This is a genomic window from Acidaminococcus fermentans DSM 20731, from assembly GCF_000025305.1.
GTDB lineage: Bacteria > Bacillota > Negativicutes > Acidaminococcales > Acidaminococcaceae > Acidaminococcus > Acidaminococcus fermentans.
Window position 1 is genome coordinate 1,624,806 of record NC_013740.1, and the last position, 19,986, is coordinate 1,644,791.

The window sequence follows — 19,986 nt, forward strand, 5'->3', positions numbered from 1 at the left end:
CTACCCGTGCAGGCACGGGTCCTTTCTCCCTTTCAGGGGGACACACGCTTCGCTATTGGCCCGAAGAGCTGTCCGTCCCCTGAAAGGGGCGGGGGACCGTTGCGCTTGCGCAATGGTGGTGGGATTTGGCCGGAGGCTCTTCCCCCTTCACTCCCCATACCGCTTCAGCCGCTCTGCCAGGAGGCTGTAGCGCTTCCGGGTCCGGTCGTTTTCCACGGCGGTGCGCAGGGCCCGCCGGCTGCCGGCCAGGTACACCTGCTTCTTGGCCCGGGTGATGGCGGTGTAGAACAGGTTCCGCTGGAGCAGGATGTAGTGGCTCAGTACCAGGGGCATCAGCACCACCGCATATTCGCTGCCCTGGCTTTTGTGGACGCTCATGGCGTAGGCCAGCCGCAGATCAGAGACTTCCGCTCCCTCATAGGTCACCGCTTCCCCTTCCGCCCGATCCGGGAAATCCACGGTCACATGGGCCCCCTGGATGCTGCAGATCCGTCCGATGTCCCCGTTGAACACGTTCTTGTCGTAATTGTTCCGGATCTGCATCACCTTGTCCCCTTCCCGGAGCAGCAGGAAACTGCCCCGGTACTCCTGTTTCTCCGGGGACGGGGGGTTCATCCGGGCCTGGAGCATGTTGTTCAGGTTCTCCACCCCGCACAGGTTCTTGTGCATGGGGGTCAGCACCTGGATGGCGTCCTGGGGCTGCCGGGCGGCCAGATGGACGTAGAGATCCACAATGTAGTGCATGGTCTCCTCTTCCGTGGCGAATTCCCGGAAACGGAAATCCTTTTCCCCTTCCCACTGGGGCATCAGTCCCTGGTTGATCCGGTGGGCATTCCGGACAATGGGGCTCAGCTCCGCCTGCCGGAACACGTTTTCCAGACGGACAATGGGCATGGTGCCGCTGCGGATTATGTCCTGGAGCACGGAGCCGGGGCCCACGCTGGGCAGCTGGTCCACGTCCCCCACCAGGATCAGCCGGCAGCCCAGGGGCAGGGCCTTCAGCAGGTTGTACATGAGCACGATGTCCATCATGGAGGCTTCGTCCACGATCACCGCATCGGCTTCCAGGGGATTGTCCTCATTCCGTCCCCAGAAGGAATCCCCCTCCCCGTTGGGAGTGTATTCCAGCAGCCGGTGCACGGTGAGGGCCGGCTTCCCGGCGCTTTCCGACAGCCGCTTGGCCGCCCGTCCCGTGGGAGCCGCCAGCAGGATCTTGCAGCCGGCCTGTTCCATCACCGACAGGATCCCCTTCACCACGGTGGTTTTCCCGGTACCCGGGCCCCCGGTAAGGACGAACACCCCGTGATCCACGGAAGCCTTCACCGCTTCCGCCTGTTCCGGTGCCAGTCGGATCCGTTCATCCCGTTCCCATTCCCGGATGATCTTCTGGTAATCCACCTTCCACAGGGCGTTCACATTGTCCCGGAGGGCCAGCAGCCGGTGGGCCACCCCCTCTTCCGCCCGGTACAGGTATTCCGGGTACACGCACACATGGTCCCCCCGGTCCTCCGCCCGGAGCAGGTTGTCCCGGAGCAGCTGGTCGAACACCTGGCGCACTTCCAGAGGGTCCACCTGGAGCACCCTGGCCGCATTGCCCACCAGCCAGGAATCCGGCACGCAGGTATGCCCCTGGCCGGCCCCCTGGAGCAGGGTATAGTGGATCCCCGCCCGGATCCGTTCGTCCCCGTGCTCATCCATCCCCAGGTTCCGGGCCAGGGCGTCCGCCGTCCGGAACCCGATGCCTTCCACATCTTCCGCCAGGCAGTAGGGATTGTTGCTGATCCGGGTCACCGCCGTGCTGCCGTAGAGGGCCTGGATCCGGGGGGCAAAATTCCCGCTGATCCCGTGGCTTTCCAGGAAAAACACCAGCTCCCGGTTTTCCCGGAGTTCCCCGTAGGAGGTGATGATGGCTTCCGCCTTTTTCTTGCCGATGCCGCTGACCTCCCGGAGCCGTTCCGGGAATTTTTCCAGCACCTCCAGGGTGTCCTCCCCGAACTGGTCCACGATCCGCTGGGCCATGGCCGGGCCCACTCCCTTGAGCACTCCGCTGCCCAGCATCCGCACCAGGCCTTCCGCCCCCCTGGGCTGGACGGCTTCCCAGCTCTGGGCCTGGAACTGCCGGCCGAACCGGGGATGGTCCCCCCAGATCCCGGCCAGCCGGATCTGCTCTCCCGCATAAGGCGCCTGCCCCCGGTAGACGATGGAAATGGTCCCCACTTCCGGGTTCTCGCCCCGAAAGACACTGAAGGTGCCTGTGTCTGCCTGGAAGACGATGTTTTTGACAGTGATTTCGATGGTAACGGATTCGGCCATACCCCTTCTGCTCCTTCTGAACGTATGTTTCCATCATTATACCATAGTTTTCGGTTTTTTTTGACAGTCCACGGCGAATTACGGTATAATAAGAAGGCTGAAATGTGAACGAAACTGAAGAAAAATAAAGGAAGTGAACGCCACGTGATTGGAAAAGGGACACAGGCAGCACTGGATATGTACCGCTGTGCCGAAGACGTCGTATTTGACAAGGAAAAGATCCGGGACATCCTGGAAGAAGCCGCTGACCGGTTCAGTCTGAAGGAACTCGCGCTGTATGCCACGGAAAATGATGAAGGGGACGACTTCTGCTTTGTCATGCTGTGCACCAACGGCCATCTCTTCCTCCATGTATTCCCCACCTACGGATATGTGGAAGCGGATATCTTCACCCTGGAAAGCGGAGCCAACCCGGAACAGGTGGCGGTTTTCCTCCGGCAGGAATTCGGTCCGGATCAGTCCAAGCTCACCACCCTGAAGCGGGGGGATTACGGTTCCATCAAGGACATGAAACCCCAGCGGAAAAAGATGGTGAAGACCATGCGGCGGGCCAAGAACGCCGGGGCCAAACTGAAGAAATTCATGACCTGGAAAAACACCAAAGAATAGGACGGAAAACAAGAGGCTCTCGTTGGCGCCTCTTGTTTTTGACAATCAAAGGAAGAACAACCATGAAATACATCTGCTGGGATATTGACGGTACCCTGCTGCTCACCAATTATGCCGGGGTGGCCGCCATGAAATCCACCATCATCGACCTGTACGGTCTGGACAATTTTGAATTCACCTACGGCATGGCCGGACGGACGGACACCTACATCGCCCGGAAGGCCATCGAGGGGATCCAGGGCCGCTGCACCCCGGAAGAAGTGACCCGGATGCTCCAGGCCTACGGAAAAAAGCTGCCTGCTTCCCTGGTGGAAAAACAGGGCCATCTCCTGCCCCATGTAAAGGAGACCCTGGAGTGGATCCGGCAGGATCCGGATACCACCTCCCTGCTGCTCACCGGCAACTGCGAAGTGGCCGCCCATGCCAAGCTGGCCTATTTCGGCATCGAAGAGGAATTCGACTACAGCCGCAGCGCCTTCGGGGAAATCAGCGAGCTCCGGGACGATCTTTCCCAGGCCCTGTGGGACAGGGTGCGGAAAACGGATCCCGGCGTGACCCGGGACCAGCTGGTGGTCATCGGGGATACCCCCCACGACATTACCTGCGCCCAGGCCATCGGGGTCCGGAGCCTGATCGTGCTGAAGGGTTCCGCCTATGCCCCGGACCGTCTGGAAGCGTACCATCCCTGGAAGATCATCCCGGAACTGCCGGAAGATCCCCGGGATCTGAACGCCATCCTGGAGGAGGACTGACATGCTGTCTGGAAAAAAACTGCTGCTTACGGCCCTGCTGGTCCTTTCTGCCGCCCTGCCGGCGGCCGCCTACCGGCAAAGCGATGTGGACCGGCTGCTGGCCACCCGTTCCTGCCCCGGGGGAGATCTGCGGGGGGCCTACCTGCGGGATGAGGACCTGACCGGGGCCGATCTCCAGGGGGCGGATCTGAGCTACGCCAACCTGACCAACGCCATCCTGGAAAACGCCAGCCTGAAGGAGGCCAATCTCCAGAAGGCCAATTTCCGGAACGCCTACATGGCCGGGGTCAATCTGGAAGGGGCGGACCTTTCCAACGCCAACCTGTCCCACACGGTGCTGAACCGGAGCTCCCTGGTGGGGGTCACTGCCTACCGGACCAGCTTCTCCCATGCCCTGCTGACCTTTGCCAACCTGTACACCGCGGACCTGCGGGAAAGCAATTTCGACTACGCCAACGGGGCCATGGCCAATTTCTTTTCCGCCAACCTGGCCCGGAGCTGGTTCTTCAGTACCCAGCTCCGGGGGGCCAATTTCACCTCCGCCAACCTGTACAACGCCCGGCTGCGGAAGGCCAGCCTGCCGGAAGCCAATTTCAAGAACGCCAATCTCATGAGTTCCACCCTGGAAGACAGCAACCTGTCCCGGGCCGTCCTCACCAACGCCAACCTGGACGACGCGGACCTGAGCCACGCCAACCTGGAAGGGACCCAGTTCACCAACGCCGATCTGGCGCTGGCGTACAGGAAATGAAAAAAGAGCTGTTGCCTGCGCAACAGCTCTTTCTTTTCAAATCTTACTTTCCTTCCGCAGCAATGGCGTCGCTGGCGCAGACAGCCACTACGTCCACCACGTCCTGGGTGGAGCAGCCGCGGCTCAGGTCCAGAACCGGTTTGGCCAGGCCCTGTACCAGAGGCCCAAGGCAGGTGGCGCCGCTGAACCGTTCAACCAGTTTGTAGCCAATGTTGGCAGCGCACAGGTTCGGGAAAATCAGCACGTTGGCATGGCCAGCCACTTTGGAACCGGGAGCCTTCCGTTCGCCCACTTCGGGAACCAGGGCAGCATCGGCCTGCAGTTCGCCGTCGAAAGCGAAGTCCACGTTCCGGGATTTCAGGATTTCAACTGCTTCCTTGACCTTATCCACTTCTTCACCGGAGCCGGAGCCTTTGGTGGAGTAGCACAGCATAGCCACTTTCGGTTCTGCGATTTCCAGGGTGGTCTTGGCCCGTTCAGCGCAGCTTACAGCAATGTCAGCCAGCTGTTCAGCCGTCGGTTCGATGATGACGCCGCAGTCCCCGAAGACCAGTTTGCCGTGGTCGCCCAGGTTTTCTTTGTCGCTCAGCACGATGAAACCGCTGCATACGGTCTTGTTGCCGGGTTTCACCCCAACAACCTGCAGACCGGCTTTGATGGTGTCAGCGGAAGTCCGGGTGGAACCGGAAACAACGCCGTCAGCATCGCCCATGGCCAGCAGGCCGGCGCCAAAGAAGGTGGTATCGTTCAGCATGATTTCCCGTGCTTTTTCCACGGTCATGCCCTTTTTCTTTCTCCGTTCTGCGAAGTAAGCACACAGTTCGTCCATTTTTTCATAGGTTGCAGGGTTGACGATCTTTACGCCGTCAAAGCTGATGCCCAGACGTTCTGCATCTTTCTGCAGTTTGGCGGGATCCCCTACCAGCACGATTTTAGCAAACCCTTCCTTCGTAACGATAGCAGCAGCCTTCAGAGCTCTGTCACTGTCGTTTTCCGGCAGCACAATCACCTTTTGTGCAGGTTTTACACGAGCCTTCAGTTCGTCCATAAATGCCATTCCATATCACTCCTACCCAAATATTAAAAGGCTGGCGCACGGCGCCCCTTTTCACAGCTTCTATTATATCACTTTTTCCCGCAATGCCAAATCAGAACTTTCCCCAATGCAAAACAAGTAATATTCTGATAAAAAGGACCTGGATGGCAAATCCAGGTCCTTTCCTTCAGCAATTGTCCATTGTCAATTGCTTCTCATTTCTTCGGTGCAGCTTCCGGATGGTTCTTCAGATAGGTGTCGTTCTGGGCGATCACATCCAGGAACACCAGCGGGGTTTTCTTCACGTTCCGCAGCCCGTGGGACTGGCCGGGACGGGCGATGGTCACATCCCCTGCCTTCACTACGGTTTCCTTGCCGGTGCCGTCGGTGAAGATCCCTTCCCCGGAGATGATGATGTAGGCGTCTTCATTGAAACCATGTTTGTGGCAGCCGATGGAAGCGCCCTTCTTCAGTGTCAGATAGCAGATTTCCTTGATGGCGGAATCCGGAGCAGCCTTGTCGCGGGCAAAGGCGAATTTGCCGTAAGCAGTCCCCTTGCCTTTGGCTACATCCTGTTTATCAAAGGTGAACAGTTCTCCTTTGGGATAAACCTGTTCATCGGGTTTGAAAGGAGATGCCGGCGACCCGGCGGCAAAAGCAGTCCCGGTCAGCAGGGTGGCCCCCAGCGTCAGCAGCACAGCCAGTTTTTTCAGTTTCATGAAAACCCCTCCTCTGAAAATTCAAAATGATTGCATTTTTATTGTAGCACTTTGGCTTTTGGTTGACAAGACAAAGAAAGAGGGCTGTTGCATGAGCAACAGCCCTTGTCAACGGTCAGCTGTCAACAGTCAGTGGCCGATGGAAAGAGACGCAGCCTTGCGGCTGCTAACCCACTCACTTGCTCTCAAAGAACGCCTTGTACGCCCGGTACGTCTCGTAGGCATCGGCTTTGCTCAGCAGGTCATAGGGAGAATGCATGCTCAGCATGGCGGTGCCGCAGTCCACCACTTCGCAGCCCCAGTCCGCCAGCATGAAGGCGATGGTGCCGCCGCCTCCCTGGTCCACCTTCCCCAGTTCCCCGATCTGCCAGGCCACCCCGGCTTCGTTGAAGATGGTCCGGATCTTCTGGATGAACTCACTGTTGGCATCGTTGCTCCCTGCCTTGCCCCGGGCACCGGTGTACTTGGTCAGGGCCACCCCGTAGCCCAAAAGGGCCGCGTTGTCCTTTTCCGTCACTTCCGGGAACATGGGGTCCAGGCAGCTGTTCACATCCCCGGAGAGCATCTCGCTGTTTTCCATGGTTTCATAGAAATCCAGCAGGCTGCCCCGGTCCTGGAGAGCCAGCAGCTTCATGACGAATTTGGCGAAATAGGAAGACTGCATGCCGGTGTTCCCGTAGGACCCGATTTCCTCCTTGTCCGCGAAAAGGGCCGCCTGGGTCTTTTCTCCCGGCACCGCCTCCAGGATGGCTTCCAGGTTGGCATAGGAGCACACCCGGTCGTCCTGGCCGTAGCCGGCGATCAGGGACCGGTCAAAGCCCACATCCCGGCTCTTCAGGGCCGGCACCAGTTCCAGTTCCGCCGTGGTGAAGTCTTCCTCCTCTACCCCGTAGCTGTCCTTCAGGAGCGCCATCAGGGCATCCTTCGCCTTCTGGTCCCTGTCCGTATGGGTGCCGATCACCGCCTGGAGCTGTTCCCCGGTGACCCCTTCCGCCAGGGTCTTCTTCATCTGGTCCTGGGCCATGTGGATCAACAGATCCGTAATGTAGAACACCGGATCCTTTTCGTCCATGCCGATGTTCACCTCAAGGGTCCGGCCGTCTTTGGTGTGGATGATCCCCACCAGGGCCAGGGGCAGACAGGGCCACTGGTACTTCTTGATGCCCCCGTAGTAATGGGTGCGGAAATACACCACCCCGTCCTGTTCATGGACCGGGTTCCCCTTCAGGTCCAGCCGGGGAGAATCGATGTGGGAGCCCACGATCTTCAGTCCCTCATGGACCGGTTCCCGGCCGATCACCGCCAGGATGCAGGCCTTGCCCTTCTGGTTCCAGTACACCTTGTCCCCGGGCTTCAGTTGGCCCGCCTCATATAAAGGCTTGAAACCGGCGGCTTCCGCCTTTGCCAGGATTTCCTTCACGGCCAGCCGTTCGGTCCGGGCCCGGTCCAGGAACGCTTTGTACCGTTCCCCGTAGGCCAGGGTTTCCTGCCGTTCTTTTTCGTCCATCCGCGCCCAGGCGGATTCTTTTCTGCTGTATGGTTCTTTCATGGTTCAAGACCTCCTGTTTTCTCTCGCTTTTCCCACCAGTATACCATATTTTCCCCGGCTACAGAGCTTCCTTTGTCCGGAGGATCCGGTACAGGGCGGCGTCCACCTGTTCCCGGGGCAGGGTACCTTCCCGGATGGCTTTGGCCAGGGCCCCATGGACCCGACGGATGGTTTCCGGACCGTGGCAGACCATCACCAGGTCCGCGCCCGCCCGTACCGCCTGGACCGCCGCTTCTTCCAGGGGATACTGGCTGGCGATGGCCCCCATGGTCAGGTCATCGGTGAGCACAAGCCCGGAGAAATGGAACTGGCCCCTGAGCAGATCCCCCATGATTTTGGGAGACAGGGAGGCGGGATAGTCCGGATCCAGGGCCGGATACCGCACATGGGTCACCATGACCCCAAACCAGGGCTCAGGGTATTTTTCCAGGGCCAGCCGGAAGGGCAGCCCGTCTTCCTGGAGCAGGGTCTCCCGGTCCGCGGAGACGATCACCTGGCCCTTGTGGGTATCCTCTTTTCCCTTCCCCAGCCCGGGAAAATGCTTCAGGCAGGCCAGGAGATGGACCTTCTGATACCCAGCCAGGGCCCCTTCCACAAATTTGGCCGCCGTGGCCGGATGGCTGCTGTAGGACCGTTCCATGCCGCTGCCCACATCCGCCACCGGAGCCAGGTTCAGGTTGAAGCCCAGGGCTTTCAGCCGGGTCCCGGTTTTCGCCGCCCAGGCTTCCGCCTGTGCCGGGTCCCCGGTGCGGCCGATGGCTTCCTGGGAAGGAGGGGCGGGCAGCTGGTCCTTCATCCGGGCCACCTGTCCCCCTTCCTCATCCACCCCGATCAGCAGAGGTTCCGGCCGGGCCAGGTCCTGGAGACGGCTGTTCAGGGCCTTCACCTGGTTTGGATCCTTCATGTTCCGGTCAAAGAGAATCACCCCGCCGTAGTGGTTCTCCTGCAGCTCCTTCTGGAAAGCGGCGGAAGGTTCCGTGCCCTCCATGCCCACCAGCATCAGCTGGCCGGCTTTTTCCTCCGGGGCCATGGCGGCGATCTTTTCCCGGATGGGATCCCCCTGGGTCGGCTTCCCCGTCCCGTGCTCCCGGGGAAACCGGGGCCGCAACACCATCCCCACAAATCCCACCAAAAAGATGCAAAAAATGCAAAACCAGAGTTTTTTCATATTCTTCCTTTCCTTTTCCAGTTGCGCCTGCCAGCGGGCTGACCAACCTTCCCCTGCAAGAAAAAGGACCCGTCTGCAAAGGCGGGTCCTTTCCATCGGCCGCTGACCGTTGACAGCTGACCGTTGACAGATTGCTGCAGAAGCAGCAATCCCCTTACTTATTCATAAACACCGGTTTCCGTTTTTCCAGGAACGCCTTCATGCCTTCCTTCTGGTCCAACGTGGCGAAGCAGGTCCCGAACACCTGGGCTTCGTAGCTAAGCCCGGATTCCAGATCCATGCTCAGGCCCCGGTTGATGGCATCCTTGGCGCTGGCAATGGCAATGGGTGCCTTCTTCATAATCTTCCGGCAGACTTCCTCGCAGGTGGGGATCAGTTGTTCCGGTTCCACCACCCGGTTCACCAGGCCGATCCGGTGTGCTTCTTCCGCATCCACCATGGCACCGGTGTAGATCATTTCCTTGGCATAGCCCTTGCCGATCAGCCGGGCCAGACGCTGGGACCCACCGAACCCGGGGATGATCCCGTAGTTCACTTCCGGCTGGCCGAACTTGGCCGTGGTGGAAGCAAACCGGAAATCACAGGCCAGGGCCAGTTCGCAGCCCCCGCCCAGGGCATAGCCGTTGACGGCCGCCACTGCCACCACCGGCAGCTTTTCAATGGCATCGAACACTTCGTGGCCCAGGTTGGAGAAATCTCTCCCTTCCACAGCGGTCATGGTGCTCATGGCCTTCAGGTCGGCTCCTGCCACAAAAGCTTTCTCCCCGGCCCCGCGGATGATCACGGCCTTTACCGCCGGATCCGTGGCCAGTTTGCCGAAGCAGTCCTTCATTTCTTCCAGGGTGGGCGTATCCAGGGCATTCAGGAACTTGGGACGATTCACCGAAACGGTGGTCACCCCGTCATCCTGGATCTCCACCAGCAGATTCTTGTACTCGTACGTCATCGACCACACCACCCATCAGATTATTTGTTGTAATCGTAGAAACCTTTGCCGGTCTTGCGGCCCAGATAGCCGGCTTCCACCATTTTCCGCAGCAGAGGAGCCGGACGGTATTTGGGATCGCCGAAGCCCTTGTACAGCACTTCCATAATGGCCAGCACCGTATCGTTCCCGATCAGGTCGGACAGAGCCAGAGGCCCCATGGGATGGTTGAAGCCCAGTTTGGCAACGGCATCGATGTCTTCCTTGCTGGCAACCCCTTCGCTGAGGGTGAAGATGGCTTCGTTGATCATGGGGATCATGATCCGGTTGCCCACAAAGCCGGGAGCATCGTTGACCTTTACCGGGTTCTTTTCCAGGGCTTTGGCCAGTTCATAGACCTTTTCGAAGGTTTCTTCAGAGGTACCCAGTCCTTTGGTCACTTCCACCAGCTTCATCACAGGAGCCGGGTTGAAGAAATGCATGCCGATGAATTTGTCCGGACGGGAAGTGCCGGCAGCCAGCATGGTGATGGAAACGGAAGAGGTGTTGCTGGCGATGATGGCATCTTTCGGCATCTTTTCATCCAGTTCCTTGAAAATGCTTTGTTTGATCTTGATGTTTTCCGTAGCGGCTTCGATGGCCAGATGCACATCGCAGGCTTCCGGGGTCAGGTCCACCACACCGTGGATCCGGGCCATGGTGGCGTTCTTGTCGTCTTCGGTGATGCGGCCCTTGGTTACGCTGTGAGCCAGGCTTTTTTCGATCTTGGCAATGCCCCGGTCAACGAATTCCTGTTTGATGTCCCGCAGGGTCACTTCCACCCCGTGAGCAGCCATGACCTGTGCGATCCCGCTCCCCATCTGGCCGGCGCCGATTACCATAACTTTTTTCAGTTCCATAGTTGAAGATCTCCTTTTCGTGTATGATGAGAAAATCTGCATTTCTGCAAAGCATTCCAGAGGAAGGGAATCCCTCTCCCTCTGTGCAAAGGAAGGGCTGGCATACACCAGCCCCTCTGTGTCCCTTTCCCGGAGAAAGGATTATTTTTTCTTGTCACGCAGCAGGGCACGGGAGGTTACGATCCGCATAACCTGGTTGGTGCCTTCGTAGATCTGGGTGATCTTGGCATTCCGCATGTAGCGTTCTGCAGGGTAGTCAACGGTGTATCCGTAGCCGCCGAAGATCTGTACTGCATCGGTGGTCACTTCCATGGCCACATCGGAAGCGAAGCATTTAGCCATGGCCGCAGCTTCGGAATAAGGTTTCCCTTCGTTCTTCAGCATGGCGGCATGGTATACCAGATACCGGGCAGCTTCGATCTTGGTGGCCATGTCAGCCATCATGAACTGCAGAGCCTGGAATTTGGAAATGGAACGGCCGAACTGTTCCCGTTCTTTGGAATATTTCACGGCAGCAGCCAGAGCGCCTTCCGCAATACCCAGAGCCTGAGCGGCTACGCCGATACGGCCGCCATCCAGGGTTTCCATGGCGATCTTGAAGCCTTCGCCTTCCTTGCCCAGCAGGTTTTCTTTGGGGACTTCGCAGTCTTCAAAGATCAGTTCTGCGGTGATGGAGGTATGGCCGCCCATTTTGTCTTCGATCTTACCGAAGCGGAAGCCGGGCATGCCTTTTTCCAGGATGAAAGCGGAAATCCCGTGTACGCCCTGGCTCTTGTCGGTCATGGCGAATACCACGTAGGTATCAGCTTCCTTGCCGTTGGTGATGAAGATCTTGGAGCCGTTCAGGATGTATTTGTCGCCTTTCAGCACAGCAGTGGTCTGCTGGGCGGAGGCATCGGTCCCGGCGGAAGGTTCGGTCAGGCCGAAAGCCCCGACATGGGTGCCTTCTGCAATGGGAGCCAGGTATTTTTGTTTCTGTTCTTCGGTCCCGAACATGTAGATCGGGGTAGCGCACAGGGAAACGTTGGCGCTCAGGGTGATACCGGTACCATCATCCACTTTGGACAGTTCTTCCACAGCCAGGATGTAGCTCAGCACATCCAGTCCCATGCCGCCGTATTCTTCCGGGAAGCAGATGCCGCAGAAACCGGCTTCGCCCATCTTGTCGATGAGTTTGCGGTCCCAGATATGGGCTTTGTCTCTTTCTTCAACGGTGGGTGCCAGGAATTTTTCAGCAAATTCCGCAGCCATGTCCTTAATCATCTGTTGGTCTTCAGTCAGATTGAAATCCATAATGTTTGTACCTCTTTCCTCTTGATCTTTTTAGATGGTGAGAGGGAACCCCGCTTCAGGAAGCAGTGCTCCCTGAATTGCTTAGAGCATTTCCACAACAGTGGCCGTGCCCATGCCGCCGCCGATGCACAGGGTGGCCAGGCCCAGTTTCTTATTTCTGTGTTTCAGCGCATACAGCAGGGTGACCAGGATACGGGCACCGGAAGCACCGATGGGGTGACCCAGGGCGATGGCACCGCCGTTCACGTTGGTCTTGTCCCAATCCAGCTGCAGTTCCCGGCCCACTTCTACGGTCTGGGCTGCGAAAGCTTCGTTGGCTTCCACCAGATCCAGATCCTTCACTTCCAGACCGGCTTTGGCCAGAGCCTTCCGGCTGGCAGGGATGGGTCCGATGCCCATGATGGCGGGATCCACACCAGCAGAAGCGTAGGAAACGATCTTGGCCATGGGTTTCAGGCCCAGTTCTGCGGCTTTTTCAGCGGTCATCAGGACCAGAGCGGCAGCCCCGTCGTTCAGGCCGGAAGCGTTGCCGGCGGTAACGGTGCCGCCCTTCTTGAAGGCCGGGCGCAGTTTGGCCAGGACTTCCATGGTTGTTCCTTCTCTGGGGAATTCATCGGTATCGAAGACTTTTTCGCCTTTTTTGGTTTTAATGGTAACAGGGACGATTTCTTCCTTGAAAGCGCCGCTCTTGATGGCTTCAATGGCTCTTGCCTGGGAACGGGCAGCCACTTCGTCCTGGTCTTCCCGGGTTACGCCGAATTTTTCCGCCACGTTTTCAGAGGTGATGCCCATGTGGTAGTCGTTGAAAGCATCCCACAGACCGTCACGGATCATTACGTCGATCATTTTCTGATCGCCCATCTTCAGGCCCCAGCGGGCTTTCCCCGGTACGGTAAAGGGAGCGTTGGACATGCTTTCCATGCCGCCGGCCACAACGATGTCGTTATCTCCGGCCAGGATGGACTGGGCAGCCAGTTCCACGCATTTCAGTCCGGAACCGCAGACTTTGTTGACGGTGAAGGCAGGGACTTCCACCGGCATGCCGGCAAAAATGGCAGCCTGACGGGCAGGGTTCTGGCCCAGGCCGGCCTGGAGCACGTTCCCCATGATCACTTCATCCACCAGTTCCGGTTTCACACCGGCTCTGTTCAGGGCTTCCTTGATGACGATGGCGCCCATCTGAGGAGCGGACAGCGGGGTCAGGCTTCCGCCGAACTTACCGATTGCCGTTCTTACAGCACTTACAATAACAACTTCACGCATTTTCAAACCATCCCTTCTAGTTTTGAAATTGAAGCATTCAATGACAATCGTGGCGGCAGCGGCATGAGGTAAGGGTTCCAGCCGCTGCCGTTCCGATTGGATCAGGCAAAAATGCAATCAGCCTTTACTTATGGACTTGATTATACACTAATTATAGCGCAAAAGGAAGCCCCTAGTTTTCTGAAAATTGGCTGTTTACCCTCTGATGAAAAAATTGCGAAAAAGTGTCCATACCAGGAATGCCCCCACTCCCACCAGGGCAAAGCCCAGCAGGGTGGGCAGCAGGAACAGGATGCCCAGGATCAGGAGCGCTGCCACCAGCATCAGCCGGCCGTTCAGCTTCACAATTTCCCAGACCGCCGCCCATTTTTCCTTCCGGGCCTCTTTCTCCTGCTCCTTCCGGATATCTTCCCGGTCGTAGACCTTCCAGTCTCCCCGGTTTTCCTCATCCGTCCCCGTTTCGATGGTCACCCCGTCAAAGGCGTCCCGTTCTTCCTCACTCATCACCTGGGCTTCCCCCTCTTCGTTGAGGGTGCCGCAGCCCGGGCAGGCTTCCAGATCATCCGGATATTCCAATCCGCAGTGCTTACAGATCATCGTGTTACTCCTAGACAAATTTTGAAAACAGCATCAGGAATCCCATTTCATCCAGATACCGGGGGTCCGACGGTTCCAGTTTCAGCTGGTTCCGGATTTCCATATAGGCCCGGGTCAGGTCCCGGTGAGGGACTCCGAAGGTCTCCAGCAGGAACGGTTTCTGCCGGGCGGCCCGTTTGTCGTTGATTTCCAGGAAATTCTCCACCAGGGCCGCGGCCCACACCTGGGGTTCATAGAGCCCGGTATGGGGGCAGAGGTCCTTGAAATCCGCCCACATGTGGCGGATCAGCCGGATGTCGTATTCCCCCCGGCCGCTGACCAGGACGATTTCCTGGACCATTTTTTCCACCGGGGTCATTTTTTCCGGCAGGGGTCCGGGCACATAGTCCCGGTGGCGGGTTTCGTAGGGGAACCGGCAGGCGGCGGGATTTTTGCTCACCTTCCGGAGCACCTCCCGGCACACCAGGGCCTGCCGGGAAAGGAATTCCCCCCAGTCCGCCCCGGGGAACTGGACATCATACCAGTCCCGGCAGGCTTCCAGCACCTCCAGCAGCCGTTTCCGGGCCAGGGGCTTCAGGGTGTAGCTCTGGAGCCAGTTCATCCCCATGCTCCGGTTGTAGAACACATGGCCCAGGAACACCCGGTCTTCCAGGGGGTCCGTGCCGGTCAGGGGGAAACTCAGGTAATAGAGTTCTCCCGTAAGGAAATCCCGGCACACGAACCGGTTCTCATCCAGCACTTCCTCGATGGTGAACAGGGCCAGGAACCCCTGGCTCAGTTCGTTCACCAGCTGGGGATAGGCGCTGCTCCCGGTCCGCCGGAAGATCTCCAGGGGGGTCACATCCTCTTCCAGCAGATGGTAGTCGAAGAGGAAATAATCCCAGTACCCCCGCCAGAAATCCTCCCCGCATTCCTCCTCCAGCTCCAGGATCCCCAGGGCCTGTTCGTAAAGCACCAGGGAATGCTGGAAGTCCGTATCGAATTCCTCTTTCTGGAAGAACTGGTGGATTTCCTCCATCAGCCCCCGGAGGGAGGCTCCCGCGTTCAGGAACACCCGGCCTTCCGGAGGGGGTGCGCCGGCCGCTTCCCGTTCCTCTTCTCCCGGCAGGTAATTGCCAAAGCCGTCGATGATGGCCACCCCTCCGTCGTCCCGGAGCAGCTGCTGCCGGGCCAGGTAGGGGGCCAGGGCGTTCTGGAGCCGTCCCTGCTGTTTCAGGAACACGAAGAAAGAACCCAGGGTATCCAGCAGGTCCCGGATGGAATCGTAGGAAACCTTGAATTCCACCACATTCCGGCCGCACCAGGATACCAGATCCACAATGTCGTCCTCTGTCAGTTCCTCCAGGGTCAGTTCTGCGTTTTCTATGTAGATGCACAGCATCACCAGATGTTCCCACTGGTGCTGCAGTTCCGGGTCAGGCACCCCGTGCCAGGCCAGATGGCGGAAATAGGCTTCCACATCCGCCCGGGGAAGGACCTGATCCCAGCCGGGATCGTTGTTGTAAAAGGCTGTTATTGCGTCATAGACATTCGCCATTGCTTCTCCCCTAACTTTTTCCAATCTTTCCTGTGGTCCGGAAAGGCTTTCCCCCCTTACAGGATCCGGGAAGGACAGAGATCCACCACCGGGCAGGCGGTGCATTCCGGTTTCCGGGCCTTGCAGAGTTTCCGGCCATGCCAGATGAACCAGTGATGGGCTTCCCCCCATTGGGCCCGGGGGATCAGTTTCATCAGATCCTGTTCCACCGCCAGGGGATCCGCCCCCTGGGACAGGCCCAGCCGGTGGGCCACCCGGAACACATGGGTATCCACCGCGATGGCCGGCTGACCGAAAGCCACGCTGAGCATCACATCGGCGGTTTTCCGGCCCACCCCCGGCAGGCTCAGGAGGCTTTTCATATCCTGGGGCACTTCCGAATGGAATTCCTCCACCAGTTTCCGGCACAGGCCCAGGATGTTCCGGGCCTTGGACCGGAACAGGCCGCAGTCCCGGATTTTCTCCTCCATCTGTTCCTGGGTCAGGTTGCCCAGCTTCTCCGGGGTATCATACTCCGGGAACAGCCGGGCGGTCACCTTGTTCACCCGTTCGTCGGTGCACTGGGCGGAAAGGACCACTGCCACCAGCAGTTCGAAGGGAGTCCGGTAATGGAGGGCCGTGCCCTGTCCCCGGTAGGTCTCCTCCAGTTTCGTCAGGATGGCCGCCACCCGTTCTTTCTTCCGCATCAGTTGGTCAGGCTCCGTACCGGTGCCGGGATCCGTCCGCCCCGATGGATGAACACATCGGGTTTGAAGGAATTCACGGCGCTGATGGGCGCATAGCCCAGCAGACCGCCGAATTCCACCTTGTCCCCCACCTTCTTGCCCGGTACGGGGATCAGCCGGACTGCGGTGGTCTTGTTGTTGATCATGCCCACCGCCGCTTCATCGGCGATGACGGCGGAAATGGTTTCAGCCGTGGTGTCCCCGGGGACGGCGATCATATCCAGGCCCACAGAGCACACGCAGGTCATGGCTTCCAGTTTCTCGATGGTCAGGGAGCCTTTTTCCACCGCAGCGATCATGCCCGCATCTTCCGAAACGGGGATGAAGGCGCCGCTCAGGCCGCCCACATAGCTGGAGGCCATCAGGCCGCCCTTTTTCACCGCATCGTTCAGCATGGCCAGGGCCGCCGTGGTGCCCGGGCAGCCGCAGGATTCCAGGCCGATCTCTTCCAGGATATGGGCCACGGAATCCCCCACCGCCGGGGTGGGTGCCAGGGACAGGTCGATGATGCCGAACTGGGTATTCAGCCGTTTGGCGGCTTCCTGGGCCACCAGCTGGCCCACCCGGGTGATCTTGAAGGCGGTCTTCTTGATGGTTTCTGCCACCACGCCGATGTCTTCCCCCCGGACCGCTTCCAGGGCGTGCTTCACCACCCCGGGGCCGGATACCCCCACGTTGATCACCGTTTCCGGTTCCGTTACCCCGTGGAAGGCCCCTGCCATGAAGGGATTGTCCTGGACCGGGTTGCAGAAGATCACCAGTTTGGCGCAGCCCAGGGCATCCTGGTCCGCGGTGCGGCGGGCGGTTTCCTTCACCACCTGGCCCATTTCCCGGACGGCGTCCATGTTGATGCCGGCCTTGGTGGAACCGATGGCCACGGAAGAGCACACAATGTCCGTGGTGGACAGGGCTTCCGGGATGGAGCGGATCAGGGTCCGGTCCCCATGGGTATAGCCTTTTTCCACCAGGGCGCTGAAGCCGCCGATGAAGTTCACCCCCACGGCTTTGGCCGCGTCATCCATGGCTTTGGCCAGGGGCACATAGCTGTCCGTTTTGCAGGCTTCCCCCACCAGGGAAATGGGAGTCACGGAGATCCGTTTGTGGATGATGGGCACCCCCAGTTCCGCTTCCAGCTGTTCCCCCACCTTCACCAGGTCTTTGGCCTTGGTGGTGATCTTGTCATAGATTTTCTGCGCGCACACCTTCACATCCGGATCCGCACAGTCCCGCAGGCTGATGCCCATGGTGATGGTGCGCACATCCAGGTTGTTCTGGGTGATCATCCGGGTGGTTTCCAGTACGTCTTTGATTTCGTAGAACATGTACGGGCCTCCTTAAATCCGGTGCATGGCCGTAAAGATCTGTTCGCTCTGCACCCGGATTTCCACGCCCAGTTCCTTGCCCAGGGCCGTGGCTTTTTCCTTCAGGGCTTCCACGGATACGGCTGCATTGTCCAGGTCACCAATCAGAACCATGTTGAAGAATCCGTCATCAATGTTCTGGTTGATGTTCAGGATATTCACGTTGTTTTCCGCCAGCAGCGTGCTGGCTTTGGCAATGATGCCCACTTTGTCCACACCTACGATGGTCATAACGATACGCATAAATAACATCCTTTCTGTTTCAGGAACTCCGGAATGATTTTGCCAGAGGAGTTTACAGTTTATTATACGATAAAATCCCGTAAGCTTCAATGTTACTGGAAGAATCCACAAGGATTTCACCATTTTCCGTCTCCGGTGCACGGGTCAGGCGGCTCCGGCCAAACCCCACCACCATGCTGCGCATGGCCCCCCTTTTTGTCAACGGTCAGCAGTCAGCGGCCAGGGGAAAGGACCCGCGCCTTGCAGGAATGGTCCGGGCAGCGGAGCGTGTGTCCCCCTTCCGTATCATATGAAACAAACATTCACACCCATAACGAGAAAATTATTCGACTAAACCCCGTTCCTGTGATATGATAAGGATACAAAACCGTACTGTCTATTTTCAAGGAGGATGGATCATGCAGGAATACAAACCCGTTAAATCTGGGAAAGTTCGTGAAATCTACGATCTGGGCGACAGCCTGATCATGGTGGCTTCCGACCGGATCTCCGCGTTCGACCACATTCTGAAAAACACCATTACGGACAAAGGGGCCGTCCTGACCCAGATGTCCAAATTCTGGTTCGACTATACCAAAGACATCATCCCCAACCACATGATCAGTGTGGATCCTGCGGATATGCCCGAATTCTTCCGGACTCCGGAATTCGCCGGCAAGAGCATGAAATGCCGGAAACTGAACATGATCCCGGTGGAATGCATCGTCCGGGGCTACATCACCGGCAGCGGCTGGGAATCCTACAAGGAAAACGGCACCGTCTGCGGCATCAAGATGCCCGAAGGGCTGAAAGAATGCCAGAAGTTGCCTGAGCCCCTCTTCACCCCCAGCACCAAAGCCGAACTGGGTGACCATGATGAAAACATCACGGAAGACCAGTGCGTCACCTACCTGGAAAAGATCTTCCCGGGCAAAGGGGCGGAATACACCAAAGCCATCAAGGACGCCACCATCGCCCTGTACAAGAAATGTGCGGACTATGCCTATGAAAGAGGCATCATCATCGCCGACACCAAATTCGAATTCGGCCTGAACGAAAAAGGCGAAGTGGTCCTGGGTGACGAAATGCTCACGCCGGACAGCTCCCGGTTCTGGCCCCTGGAAGGGTACGAAGCCGGCAAGGGCCAGCCTTCCTACGACAAGCAGTTCGTCCGTGACTGGCTGAAAGCCAACCCGGACAGCGACTACCTGCTGCCCCAGGACGTAATCGACAAGACCATCGCCAAATACAAAGAAGCCTACGAAATGCTCACCGGAAAGAAGTTCGGGGAGTAAGGGATAGAAAAAAGGCGCTGCCTCCGCAGCGTCTTTTTTTGTCACGGGTCGCGAGTCGTGGGCTTGTTAGCGGAGCCCGAAAATCCGATTTTCCAGATTTCTGTCGAATTATCTTCTCTATAGAAAAAAACAACAAACGGCCAAAACATCCAGGCTCGCGGCCGTGACCCTCGGCCCGCGACCGGGGTGTTGCACATAACATGCAACACCCCCTACCCCATCACCCTCACAATCCACTCCTGCAGCGCCCTGGCCGTTTCCGGATTGAAGGGCTCCCCGGTCCGGTTGTTGTTGGAAATCACCCGGACGGCCCCGAAGGGCACCCCGAACCGGGCTGCGGTTTCCCCGGCTCCGGCGGTTTCCATCTCTTCGCACAGGGCACCGGTTCCCTGTTCCAACGCCCGGATGGTATCCGGGCAGTCGTTCCACCGGTCCCCGGAGGCAATTGCCCCCACCAGGGCCCGGCCCCGTTGCCAGCGGACCCCTTCCCGGTCCAGCCAGGCCAACACTTCCCGGTCCGTCCAGTGCCAGAAGGGTTTTTCCCCGGTGAATTCATTTTCCTTGCTTTCCCCTTCCAGGGCCTCCAGGTCCAGGAAATAATCCTTTCCATACCGGCTCTGGAACAGGGCATTACTGTTGTACCACCGTTCTCCCAGCACCAGGTCGAAGGGCTGCACCCCTTCCGGATAGCCCCCTGCGGTCCCCTGGTTCAGCACCAGGGAGGGGTGGAATTCCGCGCAGCCCACCGCCGTGGCCGCCGCCGCGGCTGCGGTGCCGATCCCAGTCCGGCTCACCACCACCGGCCTGCCGCCCAGGGTTCCCTCCCAGAAGGCGAATCCGCCGAACCGGCAGCTCCGACAGTCCTTCAGTGCCTCCCGGAGCACGGCCACTTCCAGTTCCATGGCTCCCTGCAGCAAAACCGGCTTTTCCCCCAGGAGAAAAGCCGGTTTCTTGTTCTGTGCCCCCATCCCC

General features: G+C 58.6%; 19 protein-coding genes. 4 read left to right on the forward strand and 15 right to left on the reverse strand.

Annotated elements, in window-relative coordinates; all coding sequences use genetic code 11:
• Positions 1–147: 147 nt before the first annotated feature.
• Positions 148–2,313, reverse strand: coding sequence for an SF1B family DNA helicase RecD2 (gene recD2 / locus ACFER_RS07470; RefSeq protein ID WP_012938811.1), 2,166 nt, complete (start codon positions 2,311–2,313; stop codon positions 148–150).
• Between the two features lie 144 nt (positions 2,314–2,457).
• Between recD2 and speD the strand changes: the two genes are divergently transcribed.
• The 3 genes from speD to ACFER_RS07485 all read left to right on the forward strand — a co-directional run bounded on the left by speD (position 2,458) and on the right by ACFER_RS07485 (position 4,425).
• Complete coding sequence (speD, locus tag ACFER_RS07475; RefSeq protein WP_012938812.1) at positions 2,458–2,922, forward strand: S-adenosylmethionine decarboxylase; 465 nt, start codon at positions 2,458–2,460, stop codon at positions 2,920–2,922.
• Positions 2,923–2,984: 62 nt separating this feature from the next.
• Entirely contained in the window at positions 2,985–3,674 is a 690-nt protein-coding gene (locus ACFER_RS07480) for an HAD family hydrolase (RefSeq protein WP_012938813.1), read from the forward strand.
• Position 3,675: 1 nt separating this feature from the next.
• Positions 3,676–4,425 (forward strand): pentapeptide repeat-containing protein, encoded by a 750-nt coding sequence (locus ACFER_RS07485; protein ID WP_012938814.1) that lies wholly within the window; start codon positions 3,676–3,678, stop codon positions 4,423–4,425.
• 43 nt (positions 4,426–4,468) lie between these two features.
• Here the strand turns inward: ACFER_RS07485 and pta are convergent, their stop codons facing one another.
• The 13 genes from pta to ACFER_RS07550 form a co-directional block, all read right to left on the reverse strand.
• Positions 4,469–5,482, reverse strand: coding sequence for a phosphate acetyltransferase (gene pta, locus ACFER_RS07490; RefSeq protein WP_012938815.1), 1,014 nt, complete (start codon positions 5,480–5,482; stop codon positions 4,469–4,471).
• A 194-nt stretch (positions 5,483–5,676) separates the two neighbouring features.
• On the reverse strand, positions 5,677–6,180 hold the full coding sequence (locus ACFER_RS07495) for a cupin domain-containing protein (RefSeq protein ID WP_012938816.1): 504 nt from the start codon (positions 6,178–6,180) through the stop codon (positions 5,677–5,679).
• Positions 6,181–6,355: 175 nt separating this feature from the next.
• Positions 6,356–7,729, reverse strand: a complete 1,374-nt coding sequence (locus tag ACFER_RS07500; RefSeq protein WP_012938817.1) for an aminopeptidase — start codon at positions 7,727–7,729, stop codon at positions 6,356–6,358.
• 58 nt (positions 7,730–7,787) lie between these two features.
• Positions 7,788–8,843, reverse strand: coding sequence for a glycoside hydrolase family 3 protein (locus ACFER_RS07505; protein ID WP_227898367.1), 1,056 nt, complete (start codon positions 8,841–8,843; stop codon positions 7,788–7,790).
• Between the two features lie 208 nt (positions 8,844–9,051).
• Positions 9,052–9,843 carry an enoyl-CoA hydratase-related protein gene (locus ACFER_RS07510; protein WP_012938819.1) on the reverse strand — a complete coding sequence of 264 codons (792 nt, stop codon included), beginning with the start codon at positions 9,841–9,843 and terminating at the stop codon, positions 9,052–9,054.
• Positions 9,844–9,863: 20 nt separating this feature from the next.
• Positions 9,864–10,721, reverse strand: a complete 858-nt coding sequence (locus tag ACFER_RS07515; protein WP_012938820.1) for a 3-hydroxybutyryl-CoA dehydrogenase — start codon at positions 10,719–10,721, stop codon at positions 9,864–9,866.
• 141 nt (positions 10,722–10,862) lie between these two features.
• Entirely contained in the window at positions 10,863–12,014 is a 1,152-nt protein-coding gene (locus ACFER_RS07520; protein ID WP_012938821.1) for an acyl-CoA dehydrogenase, read from the reverse strand.
• An 81-nt stretch (positions 12,015–12,095) separates the two neighbouring features.
• The gene (locus ACFER_RS07525) at positions 12,096–13,277 is read right to left on the reverse strand and encodes an acetyl-CoA C-acetyltransferase (RefSeq protein ID WP_012938822.1); all 1,182 of its coding nucleotides are present in this window, start codon (positions 13,275–13,277) and stop codon (positions 12,096–12,098) included.
• Positions 13,278–13,472: 195 nt separating this feature from the next.
• On the reverse strand, positions 13,473–13,874 hold the full coding sequence (locus tag ACFER_RS07530; protein WP_012938823.1) for a hypothetical protein: 402 nt from the start codon (positions 13,872–13,874) through the stop codon (positions 13,473–13,475).
• 10 nt (positions 13,875–13,884) lie between these two features.
• Positions 13,885–15,411, reverse strand: a complete 1,527-nt coding sequence (locus tag ACFER_RS07535; protein WP_012938824.1) for a hypothetical protein — start codon at positions 15,409–15,411, stop codon at positions 13,885–13,887.
• Positions 15,412–15,467: 56 nt separating this feature from the next.
• Positions 15,468–16,097 (reverse strand): endonuclease III, encoded by a 630-nt coding sequence (gene nth / locus ACFER_RS07540; protein WP_012938825.1) that lies wholly within the window; start codon positions 16,095–16,097, stop codon positions 15,468–15,470.
• Complete coding sequence (locus ACFER_RS07545) at positions 16,097–17,458, reverse strand: PFL family protein (protein ID WP_012938826.1); 1,362 nt, start codon at positions 17,456–17,458, stop codon at positions 16,097–16,099. The genes nth and ACFER_RS07545 overlap by 1 nt, the downstream gene beginning before the upstream one ends.
• Positions 17,459–17,470: 12 nt before the next feature.
• Positions 17,471–17,740: an ACT domain-containing protein gene (locus ACFER_RS07550; RefSeq protein ID WP_012938827.1), complete on the reverse strand. Its 270-nt coding sequence runs from the start codon at positions 17,738–17,740 to the stop codon at positions 17,471–17,473.
• Between the two features lie 398 nt (positions 17,741–18,138).
• Here ACFER_RS07550 and ACFER_RS07555 point away from each other — a divergent pair, with 398 nt between their 5' ends.
• Complete coding sequence (locus ACFER_RS07555; protein ID WP_012938829.1) at positions 18,139–19,014, forward strand: phosphoribosylaminoimidazolesuccinocarboxamide synthase; 876 nt, start codon at positions 18,139–18,141, stop codon at positions 19,012–19,014.
• 212 nt (positions 19,015–19,226) lie between these two features.
• Here ACFER_RS07555 and ACFER_RS07560 read toward each other — a convergent pair whose 3' ends face one another.
• Positions 19,227–19,982, reverse strand: coding sequence for a 5'-methylthioadenosine/S-adenosylhomocysteine nucleosidase family protein (locus ACFER_RS07560; protein WP_012938830.1), 756 nt, complete (start codon positions 19,980–19,982; stop codon positions 19,227–19,229).
• Positions 19,983–19,986 lie beyond the last annotated feature (4 nt).